Consider the following 13779-nt stretch of genomic DNA (forward strand, 5'->3'; position numbering starts at 1 on the left):
CTCAAATTTGAAATTTCAAATTGATCAGCCTTTTGTTCCTGCCAATAAATACAAAACTGCCATTCTAACGGCAACTCCGTTCTGAACTTGCTCCAGAATAATCGAATGCTCAGAGTCTGCTACATCTGAACTTAGCTCCACTCCACGGTTTATTGGACCAGGATGCATGATCACGATCTCCTTGTCCAGCTGGCTCAACAACTTTTTATTGATGCCATAGTAAAGGGAATATTCACGCAAACTTGGAAAATACTTGATTTGTTGTCTTTCGAGCTGGATTCTAAGCACATTTGCCACATCGCACCATTGAAGCGCTTTTTTCACGTCCAATTCTACTTTCACGCCTAGACTGGCAATGTATTTTGGAAGCAAGGTAATCGGCCCACAAACCATCACTTCAGCACCGAGTTTTTGCAGACAAAAGATATTGGAGAGTGCTACTCTAGAGTGTAGGATATCTCCGATGATCGCCACTTTTTTTCCTGCCACATCTCCAAGTTTTTCTTTGATGGAAAAAGAGTCAAGCAAGGCCTGTGTCGGATGCTCATGTGTTCCGTCTCCGGCGTTAATGATGTTTGCATTGACGTTTCTAGAAAGAAAATGTGGAGCGCCAGGACTGGAATGCCTCATAACCACCATATCCACTTTCATAGAAAGTATATTATTGACTGTATCGACTAGTGTCTCCCCCTTTTTCACCGAGCTATTAGCCGAAGAAAAATTCACCACATCGGCAGAAAGCCTTTTTTCTGCTAGCTCAAAGGAAAGTCGGGTTCGCGTAGAATTCTCAAAAAACACATTCGCAATGGTGATATCACGGAGAGAAGGCACTTTTTTGATCGGGCGGTTGATCACTTCTTTGAAGTTAGCGGCCGTGTCCAGAATAAGCTGGAGATCATCCTCAGTGAGGTTTTTAATTCCAAGTAGGTGTTTGGTACTGAGTTGCGACATGGTTAGGGGTTAACTTTCTCTGTGATCCAAATTGCGTCTTTTTCGCACCCATTTTGCTGCCATTCCACTAGCACGTATTGGCTTTCTAGGGTATGTACTCTTACACCATAATAATCTGGCATGATGGGGTAATCCCGGGTGAGTTTACGGTCTACTAGCACCATGAGCTCGACTTTCTGCGGTCTACCAAATGCGATCATTGCATCCATTGCTGCCCGAACAGATCTGCCTTTGTAGAGCACATCATCTACCAATATTACTTTTTTACCTTCAACAAGAAAGTTGATTTTGGTTTCGTTGGCTTTGAGTGGATAATCTCTCCTGCGAAAATCATCTCTATGAAAAGTAGCATCAAGATACCCTGAAGGAACTTTCATCCCGGAAATTTCTTCCAGAAGTTTTACGATTTTGTCCAACAATATTGGACCTCTAGGCTGCAAGCCCAAAAGTACGGTATTGTCAAAATCATTGTGATTTTCTATCAGTTGGTGACAGAATCGCCTGAGTATGATCTCAATCTGTCCTTCGTCTAAGACAAGCCTTTTTTGCATGGGGTAGATTTGAGGGTAAATATAAAAATAAAATCTAGTCTGGGAGTTCTTCTGGAGTATACAAATCCCCATCCACCACGATTTTGGTAAGAAAGTAAACTTCCCTGATCTCATCTGCTCCAGCATCATTCAAGAATCGAATACGTTGCGTACCTGAAAGTAAAAAGTATCTATCGTACCAATGAATCAATCTCAAGCTCGCCAGATTTGTATCACGAATACGTTCCTCCTCATTGACCAAGCCTAATTCAAACTCTTGATTTTCAAAGATTTTTTCACCGTTTCTGAAAAAACTCAACTTAATAATCTGGTCTTCCACATACATGTGGTAAAAATCTTCTCCCACTACCGCAACTTCTCCAAATGCTTCCGGATAAGTAGTCACGAATTCATTATAAGAAGTGGCATTGTCCCAAATAACTTGACCTGTCTTGGCGACTTTCGCAAAGTGTGCAGACACATATCGGTACTCGGGCACAGTCTGATAGCTACTAGACATTGGGAAGCGATTAGCCAAATAGGGGTCTGAAAAGGTAGTAGCACCCATTCTGCTCCATCTATCATATCTGTAGCCGCCCGTGGGGGAATACATTCCATTTTGAAATCCAGACCTGCTATTAGAGACTGAGTATTGATCAAAATAAACGTAATAAGCATCTGGGGTTTGCTGAACGTTTCGAATAGAATAAATGCTGTTTATACTGGGTATCCGTTCTTTGTCAAGTTCTTTAAGTATTTCGGCATCCCGCTTTCCCTTTGTCTTTTCGTTGAGGTAATTGTAAAAATTCGGAAAATCTGCTAAGGTGTAAAGCTTAAAATCAAACTCACCAAATTCATTGATATCCATGATGTACATTCCTTGATAGGAATTCCTTCGCTCCAATCCGAAAGCACCTATCATTGCCTCTTGGTAATTGCCAGTGGAAAGTAAAATGCCGTCAATAATTTCTTGACCTGGATCTGCAAACTGATCTACTTTCACTTCTTGGACAACATTTCCGGCCATATCATAGGTATTGATAATGATATCACGGTTTCTATAGGCTCCTTTTCTACTCAAAACTACTTCTAGTGATCTGACCTCAGGATTTTTTTTGATTTGGAGAATCTGCGTATCATTTCCATAAATTCCCTGAAGCGTATGAACACTTTTGGTCACTAAATCATGGATCTGTAAAACTGGTCTATTATCAGAACTACCCATGAAAATGGCCTTTTGATCCTGTACAAGAAACTCCACCAACTCCATAGCAAGCACATTATCTATCACAAACTCGAGGCCCCGCTTAGTCTCTAAATCCACCTGAAGCAAATACTTATCAGCATTCAGAGCAAATCCCTGAGTAAAAAGTACAAAAAGCTGGTTATGATCTATATCGTACCCCAACATATCGAACCCCTCTCTAACAGGAAATTCAATTACACCTTCTTTAGAATCCAAACGAGTATCAGCTATAAAGTATTGAAAAACACGCCTCATACTCAATCCTTTATCCGGGAGTGTTCTAAAGCAAACTAGTCCAGCTTCTGAGTCAATCATTTCAAATAGAGGTGCATCCAACTCAGACTCTACTTCAAAGCGTTCAATGAATCTGACCTGAGCAAATAGCCCATGACCAAGAACAGATAGAAAAAGAACTAGAAATATTTTTTTCATATAATTAATATTTGACTAACAAAGGCCATTTGATTCTCGAATGATTATCCCGAAAGGTGTTGCGACACCTCTAGGCCCGCTTTTCGGCATCCTCGAATTCATGAACCCATTTTTAGTAGTAAATCAAAGGCCTCTTTTCCTACTGGCAATACTGATAAACGGGACTGTTTCAGCATTGGCAACTCAGAAAGTCTATCCTCGGCTTTTATAGCTGCTAAAGGAATTGCATTTTTCAAGTCGCTTTTTACCTTAAGTTTAACTGCTGTCCAAGCTTCATCCTTTGGGTCAGGAAATGGCTCCTCACTCACCTCTGCAATACCTACAATGGCTTTTTCCTTTCCGCTGTGATAAAAAAACACCAAGTCTCCCAACTGCATTTCTCTCAGATAGTTCCGGGCTTGAAAATTCCTCACACCATCCCAGATATCTTCATTTTTTGACACGAAATCACTCCAAGAATATGAACCTGGCTCTGATTTTACCATCCAATACTTCATTCTTATTTTTGGTTGAAAGTTAAAAAGTCGTTGACTTGAATAACGTAAATACACTCTTTCTGTTCAATATGACTAGAAATAAGAATCATTCTTACTCCTTTTCTAGGCTTTGTAATGCTGAGGGTAATAGAATATCAGATTTCAATTTTAAGTTAAGCCATAGCCCCTTAAATTGAAACTTTATTTCAAGACATTTGTCTTACTGTATTAATTCAACCCGAGAAATTTTGGATCACAAGACGCTACTGAAAAAACTAAAACTCAGCATTCAGCTGATGGAACTGCACGATGAAAACCCGTTCAAAATACGTAGCTATCAAAGTGCGCTGATTTCCTTAGAACGTGGCGATCAGGATATTATGGGATTGAGCGAGAAAGAACTTGCAGCCATTCAGGGTGTTGGCAAAAGCATGGTGGATGCTATACAGCAACTAAAAGAAACCGATACATTTCCATTCCTTGAAGAATTACTTGCTAAAACACCAGAGGGAATTCTCGAAGTACTTCAGATCAAAGGCTTGGGACCAAAGAAAGTAAAAACACTCTGGGAGGAGCTTGGTATCACCTCCACCCATGAGCTGATGGAAGCCTGTCAATCTGGAAAAGTCGCTAAAATCAAAGGCTTTGGAGAAAAGACTCAAAATACAATTATAGAAAATCTGGAATTCAAAGCATCCAATGCTGGCAAATGGCTCTATGCAGATATAGAGGAGACAATCGAGAAACTTCAAGAAATCTTGACCGAAATTGCCCCGAATGCTGATTTGGCGATAGTTGGTGATTTCGCCAGAAAGATGGAAATCATCACTGAAGCTGAGTTTCTTTTCGCTGCCGATGAATTAGCTTCAGTAAAATCCAAAATCAAAGCAATGGACTCCATCGAGTGGATTTTGCTCGATTCCGGTCCGCGAACACTCAGAGGAAAACTGAAGGAAATCGAGTTGAAGGTTGTAGTTCACTTCTGTGCCAAGGAAGATTTTCTTTGGAAAAAACTCTCGCTTATCGCTGCTCCACTCCACTTGGAGTCATTGGTTGATGAAAAAGATACAGTCGCTCAAAAGCTTCAGAAAAAGGATTATTCTACAGAAGAAGATTTTTTTAGCATTAATAATCTCCAATTTATTCCAGCTGAGATGAGGGAAGGTTATGGAGAAATAGAACTAGCTAAAGAAAATAAAGTCCCAGAATTACTTGAAGAAAAAGACCTCAAGGGAATTCTTCACAATCACTCCACCTACAGCGATGGAAAGCATAGCTTGAGACAAATGGCAGCGTATTGCCGAGATCTTGGGTTTGAATACTTGGGAATCTCAGACCATAGCAAAACCGCTTTTTATGCAGGAGGACTGACAGAGGACCAAATCGTCAAGCAACATCAGGAAATCGATGCTTTGAATAAGGAAATGGCACCTTTCCGCATTTTCAAAGGAATTGAAAGCGACATCCTATCTGACGGAAAGCTGGATTATGCAGATGAAGTATTGGCAAGTTTTGACTTTATCGTAGCGTCAGTACACTCCATTCTAAACATGGACATAAAGCGAGCTACCATGCGATTGATTGCAGCGATAGAAAACCCTTATACTACGATTTTGGGCCATCCGACTGGACGACTTCTTCTACGCCGTCAAGGCTATCCTATTGACCACAAAGCTATTATTGATGCTTGTGCTGAAAATAATGTAGTCATCGAGATCAATGCCAATCCATGGAGACTGGATCTGGATTGGAGATGGGTTCGCTATGCGATGGATCAGGGCGTAATGCTTTCTATCAACCCTGATGCCCATGCGATGGAAGGTTACGCCGATATGAAATATGGAGTTTTGGTTGGTAGAAAAGGCGGACTGACTAAAGAAATGACGATGAATGCATTGACTGGGGAAGAAATAGCCAACTATTTTGATTCTAGGCTGAAAAAGGTCAAAGTCAACTCTTAAAAGCATGACCGAAGGCGGTAAGTCTTGTATCTTGCGCCCTAATTCTAGAATCTATAAAAATGAAATCGAGCATGAAGCAAAGTTCATACACTGAGAAAATTATCAGGTATGCGAGATTCCATGTGGCAAATAAAAAACAAATTATAAACCCATGAAATGGACTAACCACCCACCCAAAACCTTACTCCAGCGCTCATTTTTATTTGGGATCACTGGAATAGCACTCTGCCTTCTTGCGCTATTGAATTCATATTTCAAGGTATTGGAGGCTCCAATGGGGCCTTTAAACGGCGTAGGTTTAGCTTTGCAATTGTTGGGATTGAGTTTGGCTGTCTTGGTGATCCGTCAGCGAAAACTTACCCCAGAAATCAAAGAAAAGGCGCAAAAGATGATTTTGGTATTAGCCGTGGGATTACTTTTTTTTATTTTGACGCTATAAAATCAAAAACTAACCTGTTAATTTTTTCGTAAGCTCTGAAGCAATTAAACCTCAGAGACCAATGAAATCGCAGCTTTCTTATTTCGCAATTCTATTTTTCCTATCTACTTACACCTATGCTCAAGACGCTGATAATTCGGCTAAGCCAGAATTCAAAATAGTTACTATTGTAGAATCAATTAGCTATAGGGGGAATGGTGAGTCAAGGATAATTGATTCACAAACAGAAGTGGATAACTCTGAGTATGCAGCGTTTAAAACAGACGGATCTAAAGCTAAAAACAAGGAACTTGAAGGAAGGTATACCAAAGTCGAGAAGTTAGAAGAAATAAAACTGCATAATATATTCGATGGATTTGAGGTTGCACCTAAAAACGTAGCATTTAATGACGCAATGATTTCTTCTAAAATCAACAGCATGGTGAAGGAGGGGTGGAACCTAGTTTACGTCACTTCAGCAGTAGAAAACGATGCTGGAGATGCAAATCAAAATGGCATATTAATCACACGGCTATTTTTTTCTAAGTAATTAAGAACTCAGATGTTTGTTAGCAAAAAAGGATAATCAGCTGTTGGTTTCTTTATATTCTTCAATCTGAATGAGCATTTCTCGGGCTTTCATAATAGGACCCCATTCATAGCTGCCAAATAAGAATTTAAACCAACGCTTGTCACGGTTTTCATATCGAATATTGATATACAGCCAGATAGCAAGTCCTGCAAATGCTATGGTAACAAGCACTTGAATTACCCAAAATAGAAGGTTTCCAGTTCCAATCTCAGAAGAACTTAGAAAGAATATAGTCCAAAATGGGAGTTGCAACATCAGAATTCTCGTTACCCAAAGTGTAGATGTTACTAGTCCCGCTATCTTTTTTTGTGTACCAATTATTGGTGAATTGATGTTTACTGAAGAAATCAAAATCAACTGATAGAGATAAATTCCAACAGCAACCTTGTTTACCAAAGAGATAAAACCTGCTGAAACGAGGAAAAATAAATTCGCTGCTGAAAACAGATTAATAAATATAACATCTAAAAAAAGTACCCAAAGTATCCCCAGCAAAACTGTAAATATTTTGATAGGACGCATACCCGTCAATTCACTTTTTACCTTCATTTTAGTAATCTCGAACGCATTTTTTCGACTGAAAACCAATTGCTCCTGAAGCCTTTGATCGTAAGATTTCCATATTTGCTGTAGTTCTATATCTTCCATGATTTCCCTTATTGAGCAGTAAATTTTCTTTTTAATTGTTGCTTGATGCGAGAGAGCTTTGTGGCCACGTTGGTTTCTGAAATACCAAGCATCTGCCCAATCTCTGGATATAAATAGCCATCCAGGTAAAGCAGGATAAGCGCCCGATCCACCTCCTTTAGTTCCCGGATCAGTGCTTGTAACAAATCACGGTTTTCATTTCGCTCGCCTGTATTCTCATCTAAATAAATGGCCGTTTCAGAAAGGGGCTGATGAACCTTACTTCGCTTACTTGCCTTCCGGTATGCTGAAATCGCGACATTCAAAGCAATTCTATACATCCAAGTGCTAAGCTTGAACTCGGAATTAAAGCTTGGGAAAGTCTTCCAAAGCTGAAGAATGATTTCTTGGATTAAGTCCTCCCTATCATCGGTATCCCTGCAATAGGAATTTGCCACTTTGTAGATGATACCTTTGTTGGATTCAATACTGGTGAGGAAATATTCTTTTTCTCTGGACAAGGATTTATAAGTTGATGTCAAAACTCATTCAAGCTATTATTCGCAGAACATCCAAAAAAATCACAGAAATGAAAATAAAATTTAAAAATCAAACACTTTAAACTTAATGGCTAGAAAATAAAAAAGCCCCAAATTCATCATTTGGGGCTTCTAATCTATCTAAAACAACTGATTAGTCAGCTTTCTCTTTTTTCTTTACGACTATAGTCAATTCTGTGCCTTCTCCAGAATAATCGGCAGTGATAATATCGCCTTCAGAAAGATCTCCTTTGAGAATCTCTTCGGCAATAGCATCTTCCAAGTATTTCTGGATCGCTCTGTTTAGAGGTCTTGCTCCATATTGCTGATCGTACCCCTTCTCAGCTAAGAACTCTTTAGCTTTCTCGGTTAATTCAATCTTGTAACCTAAGTCAGTAATTCTGGAGAACAACTTTCCAAGACTTATATCAATAATCTTAAAGATATGTTCTCTGGTTAATGAATTAAAGACGACCACATCATCCAATCTATTCAAGAATTCAGGACTAAATGCCTTTTTCAAGGCAGATTGAATCGTTGACTTCATCACTTCGTCCATATTATCAGATCTGGCCTGACTGGCAAAGCCAATTCCTGCTCCAAAATCTTTCAAATCGCGAACTCCAATATTCGAAGTCATGATGATGATCGTATTTCTAAAATCGACTTTTCTACCCAAACCATCTGTAAGGACACCATCATCCAGCACCTGCAACAAAATGTTGAAGACGTCTGGGTGAGCTTTTTCGATCTCATCAAGTAATACTACTGAGTAAGGCTTTCTTCTCACTTTTTCAGTCAGCTGACCACCTTCTTCATAACCTACGTAGCCTGGAGGCGCTCCTACCAATCTGGATACGGAGAATTTCTCCATATACTCAGACATATCAATACGGATCAACGAATCGTCTTTATCGAAAAGATAAGTTGCTAGCATTTTAGCCAATTCAGTCTTACCAACGCCAGTAGGTCCTAAGAAAATAAATGAACCAATTGGTTTTTTAGGATCTTTCAACCCCACCCTAGTTCTCTGAATTGCTTTTGTCAGCTTCTTGATCGCTTCATCCTGACCGATTACTTTTCCAGACAAATCACCGTTCATATTCAAAAGCTTAGCGCCTTCTTTCTGGGCAATTCGTTTTGCAGGAATACCAGTCATCATGGCAATTACCTCTGCTACATTATCTTCTTCTACAGTAAATCGTTTGGACTTACTTTCTTCTTCCCACTTGTTTTTAGCTGTTTCCAATTGCTCGAGCAATTTCTTCTCCTTGTCTCGCAACTGAGCCGCTTCTTCATATTTTTGAGATTTTACCACACGGTTTTTCTCAGTTTTGATATCTTCTACCTCAGCCTCCAATTTCAAAATATCTTCCGGCACATGGATATTATTGATATGGACTCTGGCTCCTGCCTCATCCAAAATATCAATCGCTTTATCTGGCAAGAATCTATCGGAAATATACCTATCGGATAGCTTTACGCAAGCAACTATAGCCTCGTCGGTATAATTCACATTGTGGTGATCCTCGTACTTATCCTTGATGTTATTCAGAATTTGCACGGTTTCTTCTGGTGTAGTAGCATCTACCATCACCATTTGGAATCTACGGGCTAGTGCTCCGTCCTTCTCGATGTACTGGCGATACTCATCTAGCGTAGTTGCTCCGATACATTGGATTTCTCCTCGTGCCAAAGCAGGTTTGAACATGTTTGATGCATCCAAAGAACCAGACGCTCCACCAGCTCCCACGATTGTATGAAGCTCATCGATGAAAAGAATAACATTTGGAGATTTCTCCAGCTCGTTCATCACGGCTTTCATTCTCTCTTCAAACTGTCCTCTATATTTAGTACCAGCTACCAAAGAAGCTAGATCCAAGGTCACCACGCGCTTATTAAAAAGAACACGGGACACTTTTTTCTGAATAATTCTCAAGGCCAATCCTTCGGCAATGGCAGTTTTACCTACACCTGGCTCACCAATTAGTATCGGGTTATTTTTCTTTCTACGGGAAAGAATCTGCGCGACACGCTCTATTTCTTTCTCACGACCTATGATTGGATCAAGCTTGTCATCTTCGGCCATTTTGGTCAAATCCCTTCCGAAATTATCCAAAACCGGCGTTCTTGACTTTTCAGCTCCAGGCTTAGATGCACCAGAACCACTGCCAGTAGAACCGAAAAGCTTAGAACCATCGTCATCTCCATCTTCTGCCTCAGCTTTGGAGCGAGGCGCAGAATCCGATGACATTTCTAGCATCTCTTTTACCGAATCGTAATTGATTTCAAATTTGTTAAGTATTTGTGTGGCGATGTTGTCCTCATCTCTTAAGATGGAAAGAAGCAAATGCTCAGTTCCAATCAATTGACTTTTAAAGATCTTGGCCTCCAAATAAGTTATCTTCAATACCTTCTCTGACTGTCTAGTCAAAGGGATATTTGCCATATTTTTGACGTTGTGATTTGCGGTACCTTTTACAGCGCGTTCAATTGCATTCCGCAACTCATCCATTGGCACTCCCAATTTCTTAAGAATGGAAACAGCAACACCTTCTCCTTCGCGAATCATCCCCAGCAAGAGGTGCTCTGTGCCAATGTAATCATGTCCAAGGCGAAGAGCTTCTTCGCGGCTAAGAGAGATCACCTCTTTGACTCTGTTCGAAAATTTTGCTTCCATTTAATTCCTATCTGATTGTTTAATAATCCTGTACGTATGTTACCGAATTTGTTTTAAAAACACAATCCTTTTGCAGATTGTTCAATGTTTTTTTACAGACTTTAAGACTATGCTTTTAGATGCAGGCCCTTCGCAGAACAACAAATCCAGAATGCTCAGGTTGGGATCAAAGTCTAAGCCAAAAAGTTGGAAATAGGGTTCCGGTTGGTAGTAGTCACGCTCCGAAAAAGGCACTGATGGCATGAGAAGCCCTCTTATGTCTTTTCCCCAGGTTGGATCTTGGTCCTTTTCATGCTCACGCATCTTGACAGATACACCTAATAACTTCAGACAGATTGTCAGCATTTGCCAGTTTAAGTCCCAAAGGTTTTCTTTTTTTTGCTCGAAAACCTTTTGAAAATACGGGAAATAATATTCGAAGAAGGGGGCTTTACCGTAAGCGCTCTGAATTCCGCGAAGGTGAATATTGACCCAGTTTTGATCATTACTTACCTTAATTTTATGTAGGGCAATTCTTGGTCTTCGCCCTTGAATCGGCACACTGAGTGTCCCAACATTGTTTGCTAAACGAATTTGAGTTCTATTAAAATAGGATTGTCTTTGATACCTATCTTCTGGAAAAAAGATCAATTCATCAGCGCCGGCAATAGCAGCGAAAAACTCAAGATTTGGGAAATAATGCAGGTCAGCTGCAATGATCTTAGTCATTCTATTCTAACTCTTCAACTTTGCCTAATCCTTCCCTAAGCACTTCCACTTCATACCCAGTGCAGTCCAACACCGTTGAGGCTACATTTTGCCCGTACCCCCCATCAATCACTATATCTACGAGATGTTGATATTTCTCGAAAATCAATTCTGGATCAGTACTGTACTCTATCACTTCATCATCGTCATTTATCGAAGTTGTAAGGATGGGATGTCCCAGTTCCTCAACAAGCATTCGAGGTACGTTATGATCAGGAACCCTAATTCCTATAGTCTTCTTTTTACTATGCAAAATCTTAGGCACTTGGTTACTCGCCTCTAAAATAAATGTAAATGGACCAGGTAAGCCCTTTTTCATCATCTTAAATACCGGTTTTGTGATCACCTTAGTGAACTGAGAAATATTACTCAAATCAGCACAGATAATCGAGAAGTTGTGCTTTTTGGGATTGATTCCCTTGATTTTGCAAATGCGTTCCACCGCTCGCAAATTCATGATATCACAGCCCAAACCGTAAACAGTATCTGTAGGGTAAATCACCACACCACCATCACGGAGTTTGGATGCAATTTCTCTGATCTTATCAGGATCAGGATTTTCCTCATATAATCGTATTAATTCAGCGGACATATCCTATAGTTCTGTGTTATTATCAACTAGTTGTTTTTGAATTATGTTCCAATTCTCAAATAGGTCTTCAACAATTGGAATATCAGCTGGTGCCCACTCAAGTGATTTTAAATTTTCTTTAGCCACCCATGCTACACTTTGGTGTTCAAGCAAATTAATATCTCCGTCTTGCCAAATACAAACAAAAGGCATCAATCGAATCACCTTGCCTATGGAGTATGAATGATCATTAGGCTTTAAAGCCCCTATAACTTGAATCGAAATTGATAATTCCTCCTTGATCTCTCTAACCAAGCATTCCTCCAGGCTTTCATCTTTCTCGATCTTTCCACCCGGAAATTCCCATAAGTTAGAGAGATGCATTTTATCGGACCGTTGTGCGCAAAGTACTTTTTCATCCAAAAATATCAGGGCACAGGTGACTAAAACCACTTCCATGAAACATAATTTTACTTAGAAAGATATCATTACCTTATCTCAGGCACAAACTCCACCTTAGATTTTTCCCTATTTTTGGCATCAGTATGCTAAGCGAAAAAAGAAAAAACATCTACCTCGTCCTAGTCATTGCTTTTTCAGTGATGGCTATCTCCTTGAGTTTCTATTTCTACCAGATTTTTTTCAGCCCAAATGTGCTGATTGAATCTGACCAGAATTACATGTTGAAAATTGGGAGTAATGACACGTTCAAAACAGTTTCTAATAAGCTCTATGACAATCATGTCGTCAATGACTTGGTGAGTTTTGGCTTTTTAGCCAAAGTCATGGACTATCAGGAAAACGTGAAACCAGGACTTTACACCATCGAACCAAAGATGACTAATCTGGAATTGGTTAGGCTGCTACGTTCTGGAAAACAAACTCCAATCCGGGTAACGTTCAACAATGTGCGAACTAAGGAGGATTTGGCAGAAAAAATAACGGCAAACATGGAGATTTCTGAAGATCAATTTTTAGACCTGATCCAAGACTCAGTGTATATCCGAAAGTTTGATTTTGATGAAGAAACGATCATGTCGATGTTTATCCCAAATACTTACGAGGTTTGGTGGAACACAAGTGCAGAAGCACTATTTGACAGAATGCACCGGGAATATGAAAGCTTTTGGACAGATGAGCGAAAGCAAAAAGCCAGTTTGCTTGGACTAACTCCAAAAGAAGTCAGTACGCTGGCTAGTATTGTTCAGGCTGAAAGTCAAAAATCGGATGAACGTCCGAAAATCGCCGGAGTTTACCTAAACCGATTACGTTTAAACATGCCTCTTCAGGCAGACCCAACATTAGTTTTTGCACTGGGAGATTTTGAATTAAAACGTGTATTAAATGTCCATAAAGAAACTGATAGTCCATACAATACTTATATGTATGCTGGCCTCCCTCCCGGTCCGATAAACTTGCCAGATATCAACTCACTGAATGCTGTCCTGAATGCGGAAGATCATAAGTTCTTATACTTCTGTGCCAAAGAAGATTTCTCCGGGTATCATTCTTTTGCTACCAATTTGGCGCAGCATAATGCAAATGCCAGGAGGTATCAAGCGGCACTGAATGCTGCCAAGATTTACTAATTATGTATCAAGCAGAAACTCAAATTCGTGTAAGATATGCTGAGACTGACCAGATGAGTTATGTCTACTATGGCAATTACGCGATGTACTTCGAAGTGGCGAGAGTGGAAGCCATGCGGAGTATTGGGTTTTCATATAAAGAAATGGAGGACGAGGGTGTAATGATGCCCGTACTAGAAAGTCATTTCCGATACCTGAAGCCAGGCAAATATGACGAACTGCTTTCTATCAAAACCACCATTCCAACCTTGCCTGGGGTTCGAATTAGGTTTGAATATCAGGTTTTTAATATGCAGGAAGAATTAATCACTGAAGGCTGGACCATACTTACTTTCCTCAAAAAAGACAGTCATCGTCCAACCAGACCTCCACATAATTTGTTAGCTTTATTGAAACCGTATTTTCAAGAAGTAGGATAAA

At 39.9% G+C, this 13779-nt stretch carries 15 protein-coding genes; 5 read left to right on the plus strand and 10 right to left on the minus strand.

Annotated elements, in window-relative coordinates:
• Nucleotides 1-24: 24 nt before the first annotated feature.
• The 4 genes from ACPUEN_RS10960 to ACPUEN_RS10975 all read right to left on the minus strand — a co-directional run bounded on the left by ACPUEN_RS10960 (nucleotide 25) and on the right by ACPUEN_RS10975 (nucleotide 3656).
• A complete protein-coding gene (locus ACPUEN_RS10960; RefSeq protein ID WP_111610764.1) occupies nucleotides 25-951 on the minus strand; it encodes an aspartate carbamoyltransferase catalytic subunit in 927 nt (308 codons plus the stop codon).
• Between the two features lie 2 nt (nucleotides 952-953).
• Entirely contained in the window at nucleotides 954-1502 is a 549-nt protein-coding gene (pyrR, locus tag ACPUEN_RS10965) for a bifunctional pyr operon transcriptional regulator/uracil phosphoribosyltransferase PyrR (RefSeq protein ID WP_111610763.1), read from the minus strand.
• A gap of 34 nt (nucleotides 1503-1536) precedes the next feature.
• Nucleotides 1537-3159: a transcriptional regulator gene (locus ACPUEN_RS10970; protein ID WP_425635926.1), complete on the minus strand. Its 1623-nt coding sequence runs from the start codon at nucleotides 3157-3159 to the stop codon at nucleotides 1537-1539.
• A 98-nt stretch (nucleotides 3160-3257) separates the two neighbouring features.
• Nucleotides 3258-3656, minus strand: a complete 399-nt coding sequence (locus tag ACPUEN_RS10975; protein WP_425635927.1) for an EVE domain-containing protein — start codon at nucleotides 3654-3656, stop codon at nucleotides 3258-3260.
• A 227-nt stretch (nucleotides 3657-3883) separates the two neighbouring features.
• Between ACPUEN_RS10975 and ACPUEN_RS10980 the strand changes: the two genes are divergently transcribed.
• The 3 genes from ACPUEN_RS10980 (at nucleotide 3884) to ACPUEN_RS10990 (ending at nucleotide 6564) form a co-directional block, all read left to right on the plus strand.
• Nucleotides 3884-5596, plus strand: a complete 1713-nt coding sequence (locus tag ACPUEN_RS10980; protein ID WP_425635929.1) for a helix-hairpin-helix domain-containing protein — start codon at nucleotides 3884-3886, stop codon at nucleotides 5594-5596.
• Nucleotides 5597-5747: 151 nt separating this feature from the next.
• Nucleotides 5748-6035, plus strand: coding sequence for a hypothetical protein (locus tag ACPUEN_RS10985; RefSeq protein ID WP_425635930.1), 288 nt, complete (start codon nucleotides 5748-5750; stop codon nucleotides 6033-6035).
• A gap of 61 nt (nucleotides 6036-6096) precedes the next feature.
• Nucleotides 6097-6564 (plus strand): hypothetical protein, encoded by a 468-nt coding sequence (locus tag ACPUEN_RS10990; protein WP_425635931.1) that lies wholly within the window; start codon nucleotides 6097-6099, stop codon nucleotides 6562-6564.
• A gap of 36 nt (nucleotides 6565-6600) precedes the next feature.
• Here the strand turns inward: ACPUEN_RS10990 and ACPUEN_RS10995 are convergent, their stop codons facing one another.
• The 6 genes from ACPUEN_RS10995 to ACPUEN_RS11020 all read right to left on the minus strand — a co-directional run bounded on the left by ACPUEN_RS10995 (nucleotide 6601) and on the right by ACPUEN_RS11020 (nucleotide 12229).
• Nucleotides 6601-7254 (minus strand): hypothetical protein, encoded by a 654-nt coding sequence (locus tag ACPUEN_RS10995; RefSeq protein WP_425635932.1) that lies wholly within the window; start codon nucleotides 7252-7254, stop codon nucleotides 6601-6603.
• A gap of 8 nt (nucleotides 7255-7262) precedes the next feature.
• Nucleotides 7263-7754 (minus strand): RNA polymerase sigma factor, encoded by a 492-nt coding sequence (locus tag ACPUEN_RS11000; protein WP_425635933.1) that lies wholly within the window; start codon nucleotides 7752-7754, stop codon nucleotides 7263-7265.
• Nucleotides 7755-7926: 172 nt separating this feature from the next.
• Nucleotides 7927-10452, minus strand: a complete 2526-nt coding sequence (locus ACPUEN_RS11005) for an ATP-dependent Clp protease ATP-binding subunit (protein ID WP_425635934.1) — start codon at nucleotides 10450-10452, stop codon at nucleotides 7927-7929.
• 81 nt (nucleotides 10453-10533) lie between these two features.
• Nucleotides 10534-11160: a WbqC family protein gene (locus tag ACPUEN_RS11010; RefSeq protein WP_425635935.1), complete on the minus strand. Its 627-nt coding sequence runs from the start codon at nucleotides 11158-11160 to the stop codon at nucleotides 10534-10536.
• A gap of 1 nt (nucleotide 11161) precedes the next feature.
• A complete protein-coding gene (locus ACPUEN_RS11015; protein ID WP_111610754.1) occupies nucleotides 11162-11791 on the minus strand; it encodes an L-threonylcarbamoyladenylate synthase in 630 nt (209 codons plus the stop codon).
• A 3-nt stretch (nucleotides 11792-11794) separates the two neighbouring features.
• Complete coding sequence (locus tag ACPUEN_RS11020) at nucleotides 11795-12229, minus strand: (deoxy)nucleoside triphosphate pyrophosphohydrolase (RefSeq protein WP_425635936.1); 435 nt, start codon at nucleotides 12227-12229, stop codon at nucleotides 11795-11797.
• Nucleotides 12230-12315: 86 nt separating this feature from the next.
• Here ACPUEN_RS11020 and mltG point away from each other — a divergent pair, with 86 nt between their 5' ends.
• Together mltG and ACPUEN_RS11030 are read left to right on the plus strand one after the other, a co-directional pair.
• The gene (gene mltG, locus ACPUEN_RS11025) at nucleotides 12316-13359 is read left to right on the plus strand and encodes an endolytic transglycosylase MltG (RefSeq protein ID WP_111610752.1); all 1044 of its coding nucleotides are present in this window, start codon (nucleotides 12316-12318) and stop codon (nucleotides 13357-13359) included.
• A 2-nt stretch (nucleotides 13360-13361) separates the two neighbouring features.
• Nucleotides 13362-13778, plus strand: a complete 417-nt coding sequence (locus ACPUEN_RS11030) for an acyl-CoA thioesterase (protein WP_425635937.1) — start codon at nucleotides 13362-13364, stop codon at nucleotides 13776-13778.
• Nucleotide 13779 lies beyond the last annotated feature (1 nt).

The organism is Algoriphagus yeomjeoni (assembly GCF_049821175.1).
GTDB lineage: Bacteria > Bacteroidota > Bacteroidia > Cytophagales > Cyclobacteriaceae > Algoriphagus > Algoriphagus yeomjeoni_A.

Coding starts and splice junctions, on each gene's coding strand:
- ACPUEN_RS10960 (WP_111610764.1), bottom strand. CDS start 951: ATGTCGCAACTCAGTACCAAACACCTACTTGGAATTAAAAACCTCACT.
- pyrR (WP_111610763.1), bottom strand. CDS start 1,502: ATGCAAAAAAGGCTTGTCTTAGACGAAGGACAGATTGAGATCATACTC.
- ACPUEN_RS10970 (WP_425635926.1), bottom strand. CDS start 3,159: ATGAAAAAAATATTTCTAGTTCTTTTTCTATCTGTTCTTGGTCATGGG.
- ACPUEN_RS10975 (WP_425635927.1), bottom strand. CDS start 3,656: ATGAAGTATTGGATGGTAAAATCAGAGCCAGGTTCATATTCTTGGAGT.
- ACPUEN_RS10985 (WP_425635930.1), top strand. CDS start 5,748: ATGAAATGGACTAACCACCCACCCAAAACCTTACTCCAGCGCTCATTT.
- ACPUEN_RS10990 (WP_425635931.1), top strand. CDS start 6,097: ATGAAATCGCAGCTTTCTTATTTCGCAATTCTATTTTTCCTATCTACT.
- ACPUEN_RS10995 (WP_425635932.1), bottom strand. CDS start 7,254: ATGGAAGATATAGAACTACAGCAAATATGGAAATCTTACGATCAAAGG.
- ACPUEN_RS11005 (WP_425635934.1), bottom strand. CDS start 10,452: ATGGAAGCAAAATTTTCGAACAGAGTCAAAGAGGTGATCTCTCTTAGC.
- ACPUEN_RS11010 (WP_425635935.1), bottom strand. CDS start 11,160: ATGACTAAGATCATTGCAGCTGACCTGCATTATTTCCCAAATCTTGAG.
- ACPUEN_RS11015 (WP_111610754.1), bottom strand. CDS start 11,791: ATGTCCGCTGAATTAATACGATTATATGAGGAAAATCCTGATCCTGAT.
- ACPUEN_RS11020 (WP_425635936.1), bottom strand. CDS start 12,229: ATGGAAGTGGTTTTAGTCACCTGTGCCCTGATATTTTTGGATGAAAAA.
- mltG (WP_111610752.1), top strand. CDS start 12,316: ATGCTAAGCGAAAAAAGAAAAAACATCTACCTCGTCCTAGTCATTGCT.
- ACPUEN_RS11030 (WP_425635937.1), top strand. CDS start 13,362: ATGTATCAAGCAGAAACTCAAATTCGTGTAAGATATGCTGAGACTGAC.